This is a genomic window from Acidovorax sp. 93 (assembly GCF_003633835.1).
Lineage (GTDB): Bacteria > Pseudomonadota > Gammaproteobacteria > Burkholderiales > Burkholderiaceae_C > Acidovorax > Acidovorax facilis.
The window spans coordinates 4058103-4074990 of sequence record NZ_RBIT01000001.1; the positions used below are offsets into that span (position 1 = coordinate 4058103).

17 protein-coding genes are annotated in these 16888 nt (G+C 65.3%); 8 read left to right on the top strand and 9 right to left on the bottom strand.

Annotated features, from left to right (window positions below; genetic code table 11):
- Positions 1-5 precede the first annotated feature (5 nt).
- Entirely contained in the window at positions 6-902 is an 897-nt protein-coding gene (locus C8C93_RS18510; protein ID WP_055394385.1) for a DMT family transporter, read from the top strand.
- A gap of 176 nt (positions 903-1078) precedes the next feature.
- On the opposite strand, the gene mrdA is transcribed toward C8C93_RS18510, so the two are convergent.
- The 4 genes from mrdA to C8C93_RS18530 form a co-directional block, all read right to left on the bottom strand.
- Positions 1079-3019, bottom strand: a complete 1941-nt coding sequence (gene mrdA / locus C8C93_RS18515; RefSeq protein WP_121508866.1) for a penicillin-binding protein 2 — start codon at positions 3017-3019, stop codon at positions 1079-1081.
- Positions 3020-3117: 98 nt separating this feature from the next.
- Positions 3118-3636 (bottom strand): rod shape-determining protein MreD, encoded by a 519-nt coding sequence (gene mreD / locus C8C93_RS18520; protein ID WP_055394387.1) that lies wholly within the window; start codon positions 3634-3636, stop codon positions 3118-3120.
- A 31-nt stretch (positions 3637-3667) separates the two neighbouring features.
- Positions 3668-4591 carry a rod shape-determining protein MreC gene (gene mreC / locus C8C93_RS18525; protein WP_055394389.1) on the bottom strand — a complete coding sequence of 308 codons (924 nt, stop codon included), beginning with the start codon at positions 4589-4591 and terminating at the stop codon, positions 3668-3670.
- Positions 4592-4721: 130 nt separating this feature from the next.
- Positions 4722-5765: a rod shape-determining protein gene (locus C8C93_RS18530; RefSeq protein WP_005798130.1), complete on the bottom strand. Its 1044-nt coding sequence runs from the start codon at positions 5763-5765 to the stop codon at positions 4722-4724.
- A gap of 206 nt (positions 5766-5971) precedes the next feature.
- Here C8C93_RS18530 and gatC point away from each other — a divergent pair, with 206 nt between their 5' ends.
- The 3 genes from gatC to gatB are packed head-to-tail and all read left to right on the top strand — an operon-like array spanning position 5972 to position 9227.
- The gene (gene gatC, locus C8C93_RS18535; RefSeq protein ID WP_055394393.1) at positions 5972-6271 is read left to right on the top strand and encodes an Asp-tRNA(Asn)/Glu-tRNA(Gln) amidotransferase subunit GatC; all 300 of its coding nucleotides are present in this window, start codon (positions 5972-5974) and stop codon (positions 6269-6271) included.
- Between the two features lie 12 nt (positions 6272-6283).
- Positions 6284-7777 carry an Asp-tRNA(Asn)/Glu-tRNA(Gln) amidotransferase subunit GatA gene (gatA, locus tag C8C93_RS18540; RefSeq protein ID WP_121507847.1) on the top strand — a complete coding sequence of 498 codons (1494 nt, stop codon included), beginning with the start codon at positions 6284-6286 and terminating at the stop codon, positions 7775-7777.
- A 1-nt stretch (position 7778) separates the two neighbouring features.
- On the top strand, positions 7779-9227 hold the full coding sequence (gene gatB / locus C8C93_RS18545) for an Asp-tRNA(Asn)/Glu-tRNA(Gln) amidotransferase subunit GatB (RefSeq protein WP_121507848.1): 1449 nt from the start codon (positions 7779-7781) through the stop codon (positions 9225-9227).
- A gap of 123 nt (positions 9228-9350) precedes the next feature.
- On the opposite strand, the gene C8C93_RS18550 is transcribed toward gatB, so the two are convergent.
- Both C8C93_RS18550 and pyrE read right to left on the bottom strand, forming a co-directional pair.
- On the bottom strand, positions 9351-10061 hold the full coding sequence (locus C8C93_RS18550) for a DUF4124 domain-containing protein (RefSeq protein ID WP_121507849.1): 711 nt from the start codon (positions 10059-10061) through the stop codon (positions 9351-9353).
- A 5-nt stretch (positions 10062-10066) separates the two neighbouring features.
- On the bottom strand, positions 10067-10765 hold the full coding sequence (gene pyrE / locus C8C93_RS18555) for an orotate phosphoribosyltransferase (RefSeq protein ID WP_055394401.1): 699 nt from the start codon (positions 10763-10765) through the stop codon (positions 10067-10069).
- A gap of 10 nt (positions 10766-10775) precedes the next feature.
- On the opposite strand from pyrE, the gene C8C93_RS18560 reads away from it, so the two are divergent.
- Positions 10776-11579, top strand: coding sequence for an exodeoxyribonuclease III (locus C8C93_RS18560; RefSeq protein ID WP_121508867.1), 804 nt, complete (start codon positions 10776-10778; stop codon positions 11577-11579).
- A 22-nt stretch (positions 11580-11601) separates the two neighbouring features.
- Positions 11602-13506, top strand: a complete 1905-nt coding sequence (locus tag C8C93_RS18565; RefSeq protein WP_121507850.1) for a GspE/PulE family protein — start codon at positions 11602-11604, stop codon at positions 13504-13506.
- A gap of 144 nt (positions 13507-13650) precedes the next feature.
- Here the strand turns inward: C8C93_RS18565 and C8C93_RS18570 are convergent, their stop codons facing one another.
- The 3 genes from C8C93_RS18570 to gstA are packed head-to-tail and all read right to left on the bottom strand — an operon-like array spanning position 13651 to position 14893.
- Entirely contained in the window at positions 13651-14028 is a 378-nt protein-coding gene (locus tag C8C93_RS18570; RefSeq protein ID WP_057271025.1) for a nuclear transport factor 2 family protein, read from the bottom strand.
- Entirely contained in the window at positions 14025-14252 is a 228-nt protein-coding gene (locus C8C93_RS18575; RefSeq protein WP_121421962.1) for a 4-oxalocrotonate tautomerase family protein, read from the bottom strand. The genes C8C93_RS18570 and C8C93_RS18575 overlap by 4 nt, the downstream gene beginning before the upstream one ends.
- 32 nt (positions 14253-14284) lie before the next feature.
- Positions 14285-14893 carry a glutathione transferase GstA gene (gene gstA / locus C8C93_RS18580; protein WP_121507851.1) on the bottom strand — a complete coding sequence of 203 codons (609 nt, stop codon included), beginning with the start codon at positions 14891-14893 and terminating at the stop codon, positions 14285-14287.
- Between the two features lie 111 nt (positions 14894-15004).
- On the opposite strand from gstA, the gene C8C93_RS18585 reads away from it, so the two are divergent.
- Both C8C93_RS18585 and C8C93_RS18590 read left to right on the top strand, forming a co-directional pair.
- Complete coding sequence (locus C8C93_RS18585; RefSeq protein WP_121507852.1) at positions 15005-15922, top strand: LysR family transcriptional regulator; 918 nt, start codon at positions 15005-15007, stop codon at positions 15920-15922.
- Between the two features lie 59 nt (positions 15923-15981).
- Positions 15982-16620, top strand: coding sequence for an MBL fold metallo-hydrolase (locus C8C93_RS18590; protein ID WP_121507853.1), 639 nt, complete (start codon positions 15982-15984; stop codon positions 16618-16620).
- Positions 16621-16888 lie beyond the last annotated feature (268 nt).

Consider the following 16888-nt stretch of genomic DNA (forward strand, 5'->3'; position numbering starts at 1 on the left):
TGTCGATGCGTACTGAACGCTGGGGCCTGATGGCCCTGTTGGCTGTGACTGTGGTGTGGGGCACCACCTTCCCGGCGATGAAACTGCTCTCGGCGCACCTGGACGCGCTGCAGATCATCTGGCTGCGGTTCGTGATCGCGCTGCTGGTGCTGGCGCCGTTGTGGCGCGGCATGCTGCGCCACGAGCGGCGCTGGGGCTGCGCGCTGGGGTTGCTGCTGTTCCTGGCGTTCTGGCTGCAGATCGAGGGCCTCGCGCGCACCAGCAGCAACCGCAATGCGTTTGTCACCGGCCTGAACGTGCTGGTGGTGCCGCTGATCGCCATGGCCTTCCTGGGACGGCGCTATGGCTGGCGACTCTGGGGTGCCTGCGTGATGGCGCTGGCGGGCATGGCGCTGATGTTCCACGAAAACGAGCCCTGGAACCTGGGCGATACGCTGACGCTGGCCAGCACCGTGTTCTACGCGCTGTACATCCTGGCGCTGGAAGAATGCGCACGCCGCACGGCCGCGCAGCCGCTGCGGGCCACCCGCATGGCCGCCGCGCAGGCCACGGTGATGGCGCTGGCGTCCACCGCGCTGCTGCTTGCGCAGGGCGAGGGCATGGGCTGGCTACGGTCCGTGGCCGACCTGCCTCTGGATGCGTTGCTGGCGCTGCTGTACCTGGGCCTGCTGGCCAGCGTCGTGGTGGTGACGCTGCAGGCCTGGGGCCAGCAGCGCGTGGACGCCATGCGCAGCGCCATCGTGTTCGGGCTGGAGCCGGTGTTTGCGGCCCTCACAGCCTGGGTGCTGCTAGGGGAAAGGCTGGGCTGGGCGGGACTCGGTGGCGCCGCGCTCATCGTGGCAGCGCTGGTGTTCAGCCAGATCCAGCCTGCTGCGCGCGCAGGCCGGACGCAACGGGCCTGAGAGGCGCGGTACGCCCTCCGAGCCGCTCCGCGCCTTCCTCTCAGGGGAACGCCACCCATGGTCTGGCGGAGCCTGTTCCACAGGTGGCACGGGCACCACGGGCGCGGCCATTTCAAGCCAAAACGGGCTCCAGCGCTTATTCACAAAGCGCAAACAGCTATTATTTATATAGCAAACTATGGCGCAATCAGCGGCACATCAACCGCTTTGCGGGGCTTGCCGATCGGGGCCGAGGCCAGGCCTTTTTGCACAGCCGCCATGTCTTCCTCGTTGGGATAGTCGCCCAGCAGCCAGTAGTCAAACACCCGGCGCGCGATGGGGGCGGCGTGCGCAGCGCCGAAACCGGCGTTTTCCACGATGGCCGCAATCACGATGGTGGGGTTTTCGGCAGGAGCAAAGGCGGCAAACAGCGAGTGGTCACGCTGGTGTTCTTCCAGCGCCTTGGCGTTGTATTTGACGTTCTGGCCCATCGTCACCGCCTGGGCTGTGCCGGTCTTGCCGCCCGAGGTGTAGGGCGCCCCGGCAAACACGCGCGTGCCGGTGCCGCCCTTGTTCACCGCCACCATCGCGTTGCGCACGATGTCCACGTTCTTCGGCAAAAAACCCAGATCCACTCCCGGCGGCTGGCTGATCTCGGTGACGGCGCCCGTGACCGCGTTTTTCACCGCCTTGGCCATGTGCGGCCGGTAGCGAATACCGCCATTGGCCAGCGTGGCCTGCGCCAGCGCCAGCTGCAGCATCGTGAAGTTGTTGTAGCCCTGGCCAATGCCCAGCGACACGGTTTCGCCGGGGAACCAGCGCTTCATCTCGGGGCGCTTGTAGGCATTGCGCTTCCACTCGGTGCTGGGCAAGGTGCCGCGCACTTCGCCATTGAGGTCGATGCCCGTGGACTGTCCAAAGCCCAGCGGCTTCATGAAGTCATGGATGGCATCGACACCCATCTCCACCGCCAGCGAATAGAAATACGTGTTGCTCGACTGCTGGATGGCGCGGTGCATGTCCACCCCGCCCAGCCCGCCCTCGTGGCTGCGGAAGGTGTGGCCGCCGAAGGTATAAAAGCCCGGGTCGTTGACCACCATGCTGGGCGAGCGCTTGCCCAGCTGCAGCGCGGCCAGCGCCATGAAAGGCTTGTAGGTGGAGCCCGGCGGGTAGGTGCCGCGCATGGCGCGGTTGAGCAGGGGCTTGTCGATGGATTCGTTGAGCGCGGTCCAGTTCTCCACGTCGATGCCTTCGACGAACAGATTGGGATCGAACGTGGGCTTGCTCACCAGCGCCAGGATCTCGCCGTTGCGCGGGTCGATGGCCACCAACGCGCCCCGGCGGTTGCCGTACATGTCTTCAATGAGCTTTTGCAGCTTGATGTCGATCGACAGCATCACGCTGTCGCCGGGCGTGGCCGCGTGGCTGGAGAGCTTGCGCACCGCCCGCCCCCCGGCCGAAGTTTCCATCTGCTCGACCCCGGTGGCGCCGTGCAGGGCCGACTCGAAGCTCTGCTCGATGCCCAGCTTGCCGATGTATTCGGTGCCCCGGTAGTTGGCCTCGTCTTCGGAGTCCTGGATGCGCGCCTTCTCCGTCTGGTTGATGCGACCGATGTAGCCGATGGCGTGACTCGCCACATCGCCCAGCGGGTAGTTGCGAAACAGGCGCGCCTTGATGTCCACGCCCGGAAACCGGTAGCGCTGCGCGGTGAAGCGCGCCACCTCTTCGTCGGACAGGCGCGTGCGGATGGGCAGGGATTCGAAGTTGCGGGATTCTTCCATCAGCCGCTTGAATCGGCGGCGGTCGCGGGTCTGGATCTCCACCACCTTGGACAACTCGTCAATGGTGTCGTCCAGCACGCCGGCGCGCGACGGCGTGATCTCCAGTGTGTAGGCCGAATAGTTGGTGGCCAGCACCACGCCGTTGCGGTCCAGGATGAGCCCCCGGTTGGGCACGATGGGCACCACCGCCGTGCGGTTGCTCTCGGCCTGCGCCGCCAGGTCTTCGTGCCGGACCACCTGCAGATACACCAGCCGGGCAGCAATGAGGCAGAACGCAAAAAACACCAGGGCGCCGATGACCAGTGCCCGCACTCGAAAGCGCGAAGCATCGGCTTCGCTGCTGCGCACCTCAGTCACGCCCACCCTCCCATTCGGGCGCGCGCAAGCCCAGGCTCAACCCCCAGGGGCCAAGGCGGAACGCTGGCGAAATGCGCGGGCATCAAGAAAGGCATGGGCTACAGAGGCCGGTTCTGGTCGCGGTCGGGCGGGCGGCGCTGCGGAGCCAGAAGCACCCAGCTGGCCAGGGGCCACAGCAAGGCCTCCAGCACCGGTGCGAGAAAACTCCACAGCCCCGGGAATATGCCCCCGGACGCCATCCGCAGCAAGAGCTCGATCGCGTGGGCGAGGGCAAACAGGGGCAACACCTGCAAGGCCTGCGACGGCACGCTGAACCACAGCAGGCGGCGGTGGATGGCAATCGCGCCAAACGACAGCACGGTATAGGACAGCGCATGCTGGCCCAGCAGCGCCGACTGGCTCACGTCCATGCACAGGCCCAGCAGGAACGCCACCCCCATGCCGATACGCAGCGGCTGGTGCACACCCCAGAAGACCAACAACACCATGAGCACATCGGGCGTCCAGACGATGCGGCCCAGCGGCAGCATGTTGATGGCCAGGCCCACAGCCAAGCTGGCCCAGATGAAGACCGGGTTCACCGGCATCAGCAGGGGCTCACCACGCGGCATGATCATCGTGGGCCTCCTTGTGGGGTCAAGCGGTGGCTCACTTGCGGCCTCCGCGCTTGTTGGCGGGGACAGCCGGGGCGGGTTCGGGACGCGCCAGTTCATTGTCGGCCAGCGGCTTGAGCACCACCACATGGCGCGCGCCCTGCACCTGGGCGAGCGGTATGCAATAGATGCGCGCAAACGCAGAGTCGGCACGGCGCTCCACCCGCACCACGCGCGCCACAGGCAGGCCGGGCGGGTACAGACCGTCCACACCGCTGGTGGTCAGCAGGTCGTCCTCGCGAATGTCTGCATTGGCGGGCATGAAGCGCAGCTCCATGCCACCGCCATGGCCCGCCACCGGGTCGCCATAGGCCACGCCGCGCACACCGGTACGGATGTTCAGCACCGGAATCGCCTGATCGCGGTCTACCAGCAAGGTGACTTCGCTGACCAGCGGGAACACGCGGGTGACCTGACCCAGCACACCGGCTTCATCCATCACGGGGGCGCCCAGTTCCACGCCACCCATCTGGCCCCGGTCCAGCACCACGCGGCGCGTGTAGGGGTCGGCCGTGTCGTAGATCACCTCGGCCGCCTGGGCGGGTGTCTGCAGCCGGTCGCGCAGCTCCAGCAGTTTGCGCAGCCGCTGGTTTTCCATCGCCAGCTGATCTGCCTGGTTGGCCCGCTGGCCCATCACGGTCATTTTCTTGCGGGCGGCATCCAGGTCATCCTGCGCGGTTTGCAGCGACTGGAAATAGCTGCGCCCGTGGCTGGCGAATTCCACGGGCTGCAGCATGAGCCACTGCACGGGGTACAGCACCGTGGCCACGGCCTGACGGAAGGGGCCGGTGATCTGAAAGCGTGCATCGGCCACCATGAGGAACAGCGCCAGCGCGCTGAACACGGCCAAACGCGACAGGGCCGAAGGGCCCTGTTTGAAGAAAGGGGGAGCGCTGCGCTCCAGAGTACCCAGGGGCATGGTGCGCAGCGGTCAGGGTCGGCACCGCGGAGACACATCCACGGGCGGGTGCTCAGAAACAAGCATTGGAGCAGGTGCAGTCATGCAATTCAGAGCGAAAAAAGTGCCTGCAGCATACAGGCCCGCTGGCTTACTCGCTCGTGAAAATGCTGCCCAGACGGTCCATGCGCTCCAGGGCGATGCCGCAGCCGCGCACCACGCAGGTCAGCGGGTCTTCGGCCACCAGCACGGGCAGGCCGGTTTCCTCGGCCAGCAGGCGGTCCAGGTCGCGCAGCAGAGCGCCACCGCCGGTCAGCATCATGCCCCGGTCGGCAATGTCGGCGCCCAGCTCAGGGGGGGTTTGTTCCAGCGCGTTCTTCACGGCCGAGACGATCTGGTTGAGCGGGTCGGTCAGGGCTTCCAGCACTTCGTTGGACGAAATGGTGAAGCTGCGTGGCACGCCCTCGCTGAGGTTGCGGCCCTTGACTTCCATCTCGCGCACTTCGGAGCCCGGGAAAGCCGAGCCGATGTTCTTCTTGATGGCTTCGGCGGTGGGCTCGCCAATCAACATGCCGTAGTTGCGGCGGATGTAGCTGATGATGGCCTCGTCAAACTTGTCACCGCCCACGCGGACGCTGCCCTTGTAGACCATGCCGCCCAGCGAGATCACGCCCACTTCGGTGGTGCCGCCACCGATGTCCACGACCATGGAGCCCGAGGCTTCCGAGACGGGCAGACCAGCGCCGATGCCAGCAGCCATGGGTTCTTCGATCAGGTACACCGCCGTGGCGCCCGCAGCCTCGGCCGCGTCCTTGATGGCGCGGCGCTCGACCTGGGTGGAGCCGCAGGGCACACAGATGATGATGCGCGGACTGGGGGTGAACAGCGTGCGCGGGTGCACCATCTTGATGAACTGCTTGATCATCTGCTCGGTGATCACGAAGTCGGCGATCACGCCATCCTTCATGGGCCGGATGGCTTCGATGTTGCCGGGCACCTTGCCCAACATGGCCTTGGCTTCACGACCTACTGCCTGGATGACTTTCTTGCCGTGGGGGCCACCTTCGTGGCGGATGGCGACGACGGAAGGTTCGTCCAGAACGATACCTTTGTCGCGGGCGAAGATGAGGGTGTTGGCTGTGCCAAGGTCAATGGCAAGGTCGGTGGAGAAGTACCGACGGAAAGCTCCGAACATTCAAAAGTCCTCTCGGGCACGGCATGCACGTCGGCCTGCCATCGCCAGGTATTTCAGGGGTGTTTATTGGCTTTTTTCACGCAATTGACTCCCATTCCGGGAGCTTTGCGGCAAAGCCGGGATAATACCCCATCCCCTGTGAATAACTCCCTCCGGCGAGCACCGGATCACAGCTTTACTTCTGGTTTCTCTAGATTCTCCTCCCTATGGCACTGACCCCCCAGGACATCGGCCGCATTGCCAACTTGGCGCGGCTTGAGCTGACACCTTCCGAAAGTGAGCGCATGCTCACGCAGCTCAATGGTTTCTTTGACATCGTGGAACAGATGCGGGCTGTGGATACCTCGGGCGTCACGCCCCTGGCCCACCCCGTGGCCGCCATCCAGGACGTGCAGCTGCGCCTGCGCGAAGACCTGGCCAGCGAGCCCAACCAGCGCGAAGCCAACCAGCAAAGCGCCCCCGCTGTCGAACGAGGCCTGTTCCTCGTGCCCAAAGTGATCGAGTAAGAGCCCCGCCGCATGACTTCCACCGCATTGCATGACCTGGGCGTGGCCCAGCTGGCCACCGAGCTGCGCGAGCGCCGCGTCTCGGCCGTCGAGGCCGCCCAGCATTTCCTCGCCCGCGCACAGGCCCACCAGAACCTGGGCGCCTACGTGGCCGTGAACCCGGACATCACCCTGGCCCAGGCCCGCGCGCAAGACGCAGCCATCGCCGCAGGCACCGCCGGCCCGCTGGCGGGCGTGCCGATTGCGCACAAGGACATCTTTGTCACCAAGGATTTCCCCAGCACCGCCGGCTCCAAGATGCTCGCGGGCTACCAGTCGCCCTTTGACGCCACCGTGGTCACCAAGCTGGCCAATGCTGGCGCCGTGACGCTGGGCAAGCTCAACTGCGATGAGTTCGCCATGGGCTCGGCCAACGAAAACTCGGCCGTCGCCCCCGTGGGCTTTGACGCCCCCGCCCCCGTGCGCAACCCCTGGGCCACCGACCGCATCCCGGGCGGCTCGTCCGGCGGCAGCGCCGTGGCCGTGGCCGCACGCCTGGCCCCGGCCGTCACCGGCACCGACACCGGCGGCTCCATCCGCCAGCCCGCCTCGTTCTGCGGCATTACCGGCATCAAGCCCACCTATGGGCGCGCCAGCCGCTACGGCATGATCGCGTTTGCCTCCAGCCTCGACCAGGCCGGCCCCATGGCCCGCTCGGCCGAAGACTGCGCGCTGCTGCTGTCCGCCATGTGCGGCCCCGACCCGGACCGCGACTCCACGTCGCTCGATGTGCCTGCAGAAAACTTCAGCGCCAAGCTCAACGACAGCATCGACGGCCTGCGCATCGGCATCCCCGCCGAGTTCTTTGGAGAAGGCCTGGCGCCCGATGTGCGCGCCGCCGTAGATGGTGCCCTGAAGGAATACGAGAAGCTCGGCGCCAAGCTCGTACCCATCAGCCTGCCGCGCACGCAGCTGTCCATCCCGGTCTACTACATCATTGCCCCGGCCGAGGCGTCGTCCAACCTCTCTCGCTTTGACGGCGTGAAGTTCGGCCACCGCGCCAAGGACTACACCGATCTGGTGGACATGTACAAGAAGACCCGCGCCGAAGGTTTTGGCGACGAGGTCAAGCGCCGCATCATGATCGGCGCCTATGTGCTCTCGCACGGCTACTACGACGCCTATTACCTGCAGGCACAGAAGATCCGCCGCATGATCGCCGACGACTTCCAGAATGCCTTCAAGGACTGCGACCTGATCGCCGGCCCCGTGGCCCCCACGGTGGCCTGGAAGCTGGGCGACCACGGCAACGACCCGCTGGCCGACTACCTGGCCGACATCTTCACCCTGCCCGGCTCGCTGGCTGGCCTGCCCGGCATGAGCGTGCCCGCCGGTTTTGGCGAGGGCGGCATGCCAGTGGGCCTGCAGTTGCTGGGCAACTACTTCCAGGAAGCCCGCCTTCTGAACGCTGCGCATCGCCTGCAGCAAGCCACCGACTTCCACCTCCGCCGTCCGGAGGGCTTCTGACATGACCGCCAAACTGATCCATGGCTACGAAGTTGTCATCGGCTTCGAAACCCACACCCAGCTCGCAACCCAGAGCAAAATTTTCAGCCGCGCGCCCACCGCCTTTGGCGCCGAGCCCAACACGCAAGCCTGCGCGGTGGACCTGGCCCTGCCGGGCACCCTGCCCGTGATGAACCGCGAGGCCGTAGCCTGCGCTATCAAATTGGGACTGGCTCTGGGCTCCCACATTGCGCCAGTGAGCATTTTTGCGCGCAAGAATTACTTCTACCCCGACCTGCCCAAGGGCTACCAGATCAGCCAGTTCGAGATTCCGGTGGTGCAAGGCGGTGAGGTGGAATTCTTTCTGGGCGATGAGAAAAAGACCGTGCGCCTGGTGCGCGCCCACCTCGAAGAAGACGCAGGCAAGTCCTTGCATGAAGACTTCATCGGCCAGAGTGGTATCGACCTGAACCGCGCGGGCACACCGCTCCTGGAGATCGTGACGGAGCCCGACATGCGCTCGTCCGAAGAGGCCGTGGCCTACGCGAAGGAGCTGCACAAGATCGTCACCTGGATCGGCATCTGCGACGGCAACATGCAGGAAGGCAGCTTCCGCTGCGACGCCAACGTGTCGGTGCGCAAGCCCGGCGCCGAATTGGGCACGCGACGCGAGATCAAGAACCTGAACTCGTTCAAGTTCATGCAGCAGGCCATCGACTACGAAATCCGCTGGCAGATCGAGCAGATCGAGGACGGCCACGCGATCCAGCAGGCCACCGTGCTGTTCGACCCGGACACGGGCGAAACGCGCGCGATGCGGACCAAGGAAGACGCGGCGGACTACCGCTACTTCCCAGACCCCGACCTGCCTCCACTACACATTTCAGAGCAGTGGGTGCAGGAGGAACGGGCGCAAATGGCCGAATTGCCTCGTACCATGGCCGCACGTTTTGTGGCGGACTATGGCCTGCCCGAGTACGACGCCACCACGCTCACGCAGAGCAAGGCCATGGCGGCGTACTTTGAAGCGGCCGCCAAAGCCTGCAGCCAGCCCAAGCTGGCCAGCAACTGGATCATGGGAGAGGTGTCGCGCCGCATGAACATGGCGGAGACCGGTATCGAGCAGGCCCCTGTCACGGCAACTCAGCTGGCCGCATTGATCGGCCGCATTGCCGACGGCACGATCTCCAACAACGCCGCCAAGCAGGTGTTTGATGCGCTGTGGACCGGAGAGTCGAACGACGTGGATGCCGTCATCGAATCCAAGGGACTCAAGCAGATGAACGACTCCGGCGCGCTGGAGAAGATCATCGACGAAGTGATTGCCGCCAACCCCGACAACGTGGCGCAGTTCCGCGCGGGCAAGGACAAGGCCTTCAACGCGCTGGTCGGCCAGATCATGAAAGCCAGCAAGGGCAAGGCCAATCCGACGCAGGTCAACGAACTGCTGCGCGCCAAACTGGCGGACTGAGCGCAAGGCTGTTGAAGCTGCCGCAAAAGCAAAGGGGCCTTTCGGCCCCTTTGCTTTTATGCTGTCCATCCGAGGCAGCGATGCGGCGCGTTCTCTGGTCCGCTGCGACCCTACCTTGGTGGGTTATCGGCTGCCGCCCGCAGGCACCGCGCTGGCAGCGGGCGCCGCAACAGCAGACGCTGCGGAGGGGGGCACACGCTGCGCATCCCACAGCTTGCGCAACTGCGCCAGCTCGGTGTCAAACCGCGCATGCACGCGGCGCTTTTCCTGGTCTTGCCCCGCGATGAAGCGCTGCTGCTCGGCCAGGCTGTCGTCAATCTCAGCGATCTTGCGGCGCAGCGTCATGGGGGCCTTGTTGGGGTCCTTCTTGTAGAACTCCATCTCCACATCGAGCTTCTTGCGCTCCGCCTTCAGCTCCAGCGTTCGCTTTTCTGCGGTGGCCGTCACGTCATCCACCATCTGGATGGCCGCAGCGCGCTCCACATCGTGGGCGGCCTTGTCGGGGTAGCGAGCCACCAGCACGCGTTCGCGGCGGCGCTCTTCCACCACACGGGCGCGCTCTTCGGCATCCTTGCGGTTCTGGGCATCCTGGGCTGCGCGCTCCAGCTCGGTGAGCGAGGGGCCAATCTGGCGGCGCGTGATGCCCGAAGGGCTGAGTTCGCGCTGCTCGCGGTCCAGGCATTCCGGGATGGGCCGGTCGGCCGTCAGCCGACGGCCGTTGCGGTCCACGCACGTGTAAATACCGCCCGTCGCACCCTGGGACTGTGCCGAGGCCAGCTCTGCGCCCAAGGTGAGCAGCATCACCCCGCCCATGATCCACGCCGACTTGCTCAAATGGTCTACCCTTCGTTAACACCGTACCGCTGGCGATAGGCCAGCACCTTTTCGTGATGCGAGCGCATCCCCTCTTCCCCGTTTTGGGAGAGATACAGCAATAAGTCTGCCAACCGGGCAATGGCACACACCTGCATGCCCAGTTGCTCGCGCACGTACTGCACGGCGCTGTGGTCCACGTCCTGGCCATTCTCCGTGGCTTTTTCCTGGCGGTCCAGCGCAATTGCAACCGCATGCGGCGTGGCACCCGCAGCGCGGATGATGGCGATGGACTCGCGGGCGGCGGTGCCAGCCGACATCACGTCGTCCACGATCAGCACCCGGCCTTTGAGGGGTGCGCCCACCAGCGTGCCGCCCTCGCCGTGGTCCTTGGCCTCCTTGCGGTTGTAGGCAAAGGGCACGTTGCGGCCCAGGCGCGCCAGCTCCACGGCCACGGTAGCGGCCAGCGGAATGCCCTTGTAGGCAGGGCCAAACACCATGTCGAATTCGATGCCGCTGGCCAGCAGGGCTTTTGCATAGAATTCCGCGAGCCGCCCGATCTTGCGGCCATCGTCGAACAGCCCTGCGTTGAAGAAATACGGGCTCAGGCGCCCCGCCTTGGTCTTGAATTCGCCAAACCGCAGCACGCCCGATTCGACGGCAAAACGTACAAAATCCTGCGCCAGCTGGCCCTGTTCAGAGGTTTGCGCGCCAACATCCACCATGGGGAATTCCTTGTTCAAGTTAACCAGCCTCAATCTCAATGGCATCCGCTCGGCCACCAGCAAAGGCGTGGAAAGCTGGGTGGCAGCCACGCGGCCGGATTGTATTTGTGTGCAGGAAGTGAAGGCCCAGGCGGCCGACATGGCCAACCGGTTCGAGCGCATGGCGGGCCTGCAGGGCCACTTCCACTATGCCCAAAAAAAGGGCTATTCCGGCGTGGGCATCTATACCCGGCACGAACCCTCTGATGTAGTCATTGGCTATGGGTCAGCAGAGTTCGATACAGAAGGTCGATATGTGGAGCTGCGTTTTGACACACCGGCCCGCAAGCTGTCGATCATCAGCGCTTACTTTCCGAGTGGTTCCTCGGGCGAAGAACGCCAGCAGGCGAAGTTCCGGTTCCTGGCCGAGATCCATCCCCACCTGATGAAAGTCAAGCGCGAACGTGACTTCATTCTGTGCGGCGACATCAACATTGCGCACCAGCAAATCGACCTGAAAAACTGGCGCAGCAACCAGAAAAACAGTGGTTTTTTACCCGAAGAACGGGCCTGGATGACAAAACTGTTGCACACAACTGATGAAGGCGGCGGCATCATAGACGTTTACCGTCAGTTACAACCTACCGCCACAGACACCGCCTACACATGGTGGAGCAACCGGGGGCAGGCGTATGCCAACAACGTGGGTTGGCGGCTGGATTACCACCTGGCCACCCCCGCGCTCGCGGCGCTGGCACGTGCTGAATCCATCTACAAAGGTGAAAAGTTCTCAGACCACGCTCCCATCACGGTGGACTATGACTTCAGCCTTTAACGATGCCCGCTCCTGACCCTCGATGAACGACACCGCTGTTTCCACCGCCCTCCCCGCCCACGGTTTCCGCCCGCCCAATGCGGAATCCTTGTGGAAACAGCTCTCCGCCCCCCATCCCACCGTCGGCAAGGCACGGCACCTGGGTGAAGCGCTGATCCACGCCGGCATGTTGTCCCCGTCGGCCCTGCAAGACGGCCTGCAGGCCCAGCAGCAGGAGCGCAGCGCCGGGCAGAACCGGCTGATCGGGCAGATCCTGGTGGATGACGGTATCTTGACCCAGGAGCAGTTGCGCCAGGTCATTGCCGCGTGGCTGGGCGACTACACCGTGCACCCCGGTGACATCACGCCCGATGCGGCGGCCCTGGCCCTGGTGCCGCGGGCGATGGCAGAGCGTGAATCGGTATTGCCGCTGATTGCCCGCGATGACGCGCTGGTGCTGCTGATGGCCGACCCGCTCGATCGCGTGCTGCTGGACGAGCTGCGGTTTCTCACGCAGCGGCGGCTCATTCCGCTGCAGGCCGCGCCAGGCACGCTGATGCCCGCCATCCACCGCGCCTACCGCACCCAGTCTGGCGGCGCCGACGCCACCACCGCTGCCCGCGCCACCTCGCGCGAGCTGGCCGCCAACCTGGGCAGCACCGTCCCGGACGCAGACTCCGAGCAGGCCGACGTGATCAGCGAGTCGGACAACACCCTGGTGCGGCTCATCAACTCGGTGATCGACGAAGCCATTCACCACCGCGCGTCCGACATCCACATCGAGACCGAGCCCGCGCCGCAGAACGTGCGCATCCGCCTGCGCATCGACGGCGACCTCACGCCCTACCTGGAGCTGCCCGCGCGCTACCGCTTTGCGATGGTGGCGCGCATCAAGATCATGGCGGGCATGGACATCTCCGAGCACCGCAAGCCCCAGGACGGCAAGATCGACTTCGCGCGCTTCGGAGGCCCACCGGTGGAGCTGCGTGTGGTTACCGTGCCCACCTCGCGCGGGCTGGAAGACGTGGTGCTGCGCCTGCTGGCGGGTGCCAAGCCCCTGCCGCTGGAGAACATCGGCCTGAGCCAGCCCAACCTGCTGGCGCTGCGCTCCGTGGTGCAAAAAAGTTATGGCCTGGTGCTGGTGTGCGGCCCTACGGGCTGCGGCAAGACGACCACGCTGCATTCGGTGGTGCGCGACATCAACACCGCAGGCCGCAAGATCTGGACGGCCGAAGACCCCATCGAGATCACGCAGGAGGGCCTGCGCCAGGTGCAGGTGAACCCGCGCATCGGCTGGACCTTTGCCGCCGCCATGCGCACTTTTTTGCGGGCCGACCCCGACGTGATCATGATCGGCGAGATGCGCGACGAGGAAACCGCGCGCATCGCCATCGAGGCCTCGCTGACGGGGCACCTGGTGCTGTCCACCCTGCACACCAACTCGGCGCCCGAGAGCATTGCGCGGCTGCTGGAGATTGGCCTGGACCCGTTCAACTTCTCCGATTCGCTGCTCGCCATCCTGGCCCAGCGCCTGGTGCGCCGTCTGTGCACAGCCTGCCGCGAGCCGCGTGTGGCCGACCACGACACGCTGCTGGGCCTGGCATCGCAGTACCTGGACAGCGGCACCAACAACTCCCCCGAGGCCCGCGAGGCACAGGTGGCGCGCTGGCGCCAACAGCACGGCGGCGCACAGGGCGAGCTGCGCCTGTGGCGCCATGTGGGCTGCACGAAGTGCGACGGCCATGGCTACCACGGCCGGCTGGGCATCCATGAGCTGATGATGAGCGACGAGACCATTCGCCAGCACATCCGCCACCGCGCCCCCGCCTCGGACATCCGCCATTCGGCACTGGCCGCCGGCATGCTGACCCTGCGCCAGGACGGCATCGAGAAGGTGCTGCAGGGGTTGACCGACATGTCGGAAGTGGTCGCGGCGACCAACCTCTGAGGCGGGCCCACCGCAGGTGATGCCTGCCGCCGGTTTTTTAGCCAAATTGGGCTCTAGCACTTATCTGGCAAGCGTTAGCAGCTATCAATCAATGAGTCCTTCCGAAAGGAAGAACTCGCCCACCGGCTTGCGCGCACCGCCGCCTCAGCGATCCAGCTCGTAGTGAAACACCTTGGCAATGATCTGCCAGCGCCCGTCCACATGGATCAGGGTCAGCAGGTCGGTGAAGTGCTTGGGCAGGATGGCGCATTCCACCTTGGCCAGGGCCGTCACCGGCCCGGCAAACTCGATGGACAGAATGCGCTCCTGCACCGTCTCGCCCCGGCTGGCGGGCGAGGGGCGCTGGTCCACGATGGGGAAATATTCCTCCATGCGCAGGATCACCGCAGGCTCGGCCGTGGCGCAGGCATAGACCGCCTGCGGGTGGAACACGCGGCGCAGGCGCTGTGTATCGCTGTGGCACAGGCCGTCGAAATATTCCTGCAGCACGGCGGCGACTGCGTCAAAGCGCGGGTCACTCATGGCGCGCTCCCGTCGGCGGCGGCGCGAGCGCGCTGGCGGCGCACGGTCACCGTTTCACCCGCCACGCCCCAGTTGTCGGTCTCGACCTCGTCGATTACCACAAAGGTGGTGGCGGGCTCCTTGTTCAGAACGCGCACCAGCAAATCGGTTGCGCCTTGGATCAGCGCCGCTTTTTGCGCACTGCTGACGCCTTCACGGGTCACTTTGATGTTGATGTAAGGCATGGCTATTTTCCTTGGGATGAAGCAATGGCCTCTCAGCCCAGCAACCCTTCGGCCCGCATCGCGGCCTGCACGGCGGGGCGCGCGGCCACACGGCGCAGGAAAGCCTGCAGATGGGCCAGGTCGCTGATATCCAGCTTCACGAACTTGGCCCAGCCCAGCACCACAAAAAGGTAGGCATCGGCCGCCGTGAAGTGCTCGCCCGTCAGGTAGGGGCCGTGCTGCAGCTGCGCGTCCAGCCAGTCCATCTTCTTGCGCAGCAGAGCGGCCAGCGTGGCCCTGGCGTTGTCGTCCAGCCCGGCGTGGAACAAGGGCGTGAAGGACTTGTGCAGCTCGGTGCTCACGTAGTTCTGCCACTCCATCACCCGGTAGCGCGCCAGCGTACCGGCTGCGGGCATGAGCTGCGTGGCCTGGGCCTGGTCGGCGATGTACTGCGCAATGACCGGGCCTTCGGTGAGGCGGGAGCCGTCCGCCAGCTCCAGCACGGGCACCTGACCTTTGGGGTTGATGGCATAAAAATCGCGCCCGTCTGCCGTGCGGTGACGCTCGGTATCGACCTTCTCCAATTCGAAAGTGAGGCCACATTCGCGCAACAGGATGTGGGGCGACAGGGAGCAGGCGGCGGGAGAAAAGTACAGCTTCATGGGGTTGCCTTTGGAGGGTGGTGGAAAGATGAAGCGATGGTATTGAGGATGCAAACAGCAATAAACTAGGCTTCAGGAATTTCACTGATTACATGAAGTAATAAACAGAACATGGCGCGCCAATTTGACGACCTGAAGCTGGGCAGCATCGAACTGTTCTGCCTGACCGCGCAGTGGCAAAGCTTCACGGCCGCCGCCCAGGCGGCCGGGCTGACGGCGGCGGCCGTGAGCCGATCGGTGGCGCGCATGGAGGCGCGCCTGGGCGTGCGGCTGTTCCAGCGCACCACGCGCCAGGTGCGGCTGACCGACGCAGGCAAGCGCTACTACGAGCAATGCCGCCAGGCGCTGGGCCAGCTGGCCGAGGCAGAACGCGAGCTGTCGGGCCAACAGCAAAGCCCGGCAGGCCTCGTGCGCTTCAGCCTGCCCACCTCCTACGGGCACTGCCGCATCCTGCCCCTCCTGCCCGCATTTGCGCAGGCCTACCCCGACGTGGAGCTGGAGCTGCAGTTGAGCAACCGCAACGTGGACTTCACCGAAGAAGGCTTTGACCTGGCCGTGCGCGGTCGAGCCCCCATCGACTCGGGGCTGGTGGCGCGCAAGCTGGAGGACGCCGCCCTGGTGGTGGTCGCCGCCCCGGCGTACCTGGCGCGTTGCGGCACGCCGCATGCCATCGCCGACCTGGCGGCGCACGAATGCATCCAGTTTGTGCTGCCCAGCAGCGGCCAGGCGGTGCCATGGATACTGCGCGACGCCGCCGGGCGCGATGTGGAGGTGCCCACCCAAGGCCACCTGCGCTGCGCCGACGACATCCTGGGCCCCGTGACCCTGGCGCGTGCAGGCGCAGGGCTGCTGCAGACCTACCGTTTCATTGTGGAAGCCGATCTGCACGGCGGCGCCTTGCAGGAGGTGCTGCCCGCCCATGCCGGTGCCTCCCGCCCGTTTTCGCTGCTGTACCCCGCCAACCGGCACATGCCGCTGCGCGTGCGCGTGCTGGTGGATTTCCTCGTCGATCGGCTGGCACAGGCTTGAGCCTCTCCCGGCCGCCGTGCGCCAGGCCTGCAAAAATACACACCACCACCTCACCCACCATGCTCCACTACCTCACCATCCCCGTCACCGCGTTCCAGCAAAACTGCTCCCTCGTCTGGTGCGACGCCACCCACAAAGCCGCCGTGATCGACCCCGGCGGCGACCTGGAGGTGCTGCTGGCAGAGATCCAGCGCCTAGGCCTCACGCTCGAACAGATCTGGCTCACCCACGCCCACATCGACCACGCGGGCGGCACGGGCGAGCTGGCAGAGCGGCTTTCGCTGCCCATCATTGGCCCCCACCCGGGCGACCAGTTCTGGATTGACGGCCTGCCGCAGCAAAGTGCGATGTTTGGGTTTCCGCCCGCGCAGCACTTCACGCCCACGCGCTGGCTGCACGATGGCGACACGGTGCAGATCGGCAACGAGACCCTGAACGTGCGCCACTGCCCCGGACACACGCCAGGGCATGTGGTGTTCCACGCGCCGCAGATCGACCGGGCGTTTGTGGGCGATGTGCTGTTTGCGGGCAGCATGGGCCGCACGGATTTCCCGCAGGGCAACCACCAGCAGCTCATCGACAGCATCACCCAGCGCTTGTGGCCCATGGGCAACCAGACGGTGTTCATCCCGGGGCATGGGCCCGAGAGCACTTTCGGGCGTGAGCGCCAGAGCAATCCCTACGTGGGCGGGACCTGAGACGTGCCTGAAGAGCCTCAGAAAATTCCCGCAGCGCTTCGCTGCACATCGCCTCGTTAGTATATTTTTGATAGCTGCCAGCGCTTGATGGACAAGCGCTAGCGGCCAATCTGACTACTACTTTCTCCTTTTAGGAGGTCGCCCCGCCCCACCCAGGCGCCCGCCCGGGGCGGATATGCGTTGCAAAAGCGGCCAGTTCTGCGGACCGCCGATGGTCTGCATGCTTACGATGTATCGTGTTGTAAGCAGCTTGTGGCACCCTTGCCCA

Bases quoted from the DNA above. Each gene is read 5' to 3' on its own strand.
- gatC (WP_055394393.1), top strand. From the start codon at position 5,972: ATGGCACTGACCCCCCAGGACATCGGCCGCATTGCCAACTTGGCGCGG.
- pyrE (WP_055394401.1), bottom strand. From the start codon at position 10,765: ATGGTGGATGTTGGCGCGCAAACCTCTGAACAGGGCCAGCTGGCGCAG.
- C8C93_RS18590 (WP_121507853.1), top strand. From the start codon at position 15,982: ATGCTCCACTACCTCACCATCCCCGTCACCGCGTTCCAGCAAAACTGC.
- C8C93_RS18585 (WP_121507852.1), top strand. From the start codon at position 15,005: ATGGCGCGCCAATTTGACGACCTGAAGCTGGGCAGCATCGAACTGTTC.
- C8C93_RS18510 (WP_055394385.1), top strand. From the start codon at position 6: ATGCGTACTGAACGCTGGGGCCTGATGGCCCTGTTGGCTGTGACTGTG.
- gatA (WP_121507847.1), top strand. From the start codon at position 6,284: ATGACTTCCACCGCATTGCATGACCTGGGCGTGGCCCAGCTGGCCACC.
- gstA (WP_121507851.1), bottom strand. From the start codon at position 14,893: ATGAAGCTGTACTTTTCTCCCGCCGCCTGCTCCCTGTCGCCCCACATC.
- C8C93_RS18570 (WP_057271025.1), bottom strand. From the start codon at position 14,028: ATGAGTGACCCGCGCTTTGACGCAGTCGCCGCCGTGCTGCAGGAATAT.
- mreD (WP_055394387.1), bottom strand. From the start codon at position 3,636: ATGATCATGCCGCGTGGTGAGCCCCTGCTGATGCCGGTGAACCCGGTC.
- gatB (WP_121507848.1), top strand. From the start codon at position 7,779: ATGACCGCCAAACTGATCCATGGCTACGAAGTTGTCATCGGCTTCGAA.
- C8C93_RS18565 (WP_121507850.1), top strand. From the start codon at position 11,602: ATGAACGACACCGCTGTTTCCACCGCCCTCCCCGCCCACGGTTTCCGC.
- mreC (WP_055394389.1), bottom strand. From the start codon at position 4,591: ATGCCCCTGGGTACTCTGGAGCGCAGCGCTCCCCCTTTCTTCAAACAG.
- C8C93_RS18530 (WP_005798130.1), bottom strand. From the start codon at position 5,765: ATGTTCGGAGCTTTCCGTCGGTACTTCTCCACCGACCTTGCCATTGAC.
- C8C93_RS18575 (WP_121421962.1), bottom strand. From the start codon at position 14,252: ATGCCTTACATCAACATCAAAGTGACCCGTGAAGGCGTCAGCAGTGCG.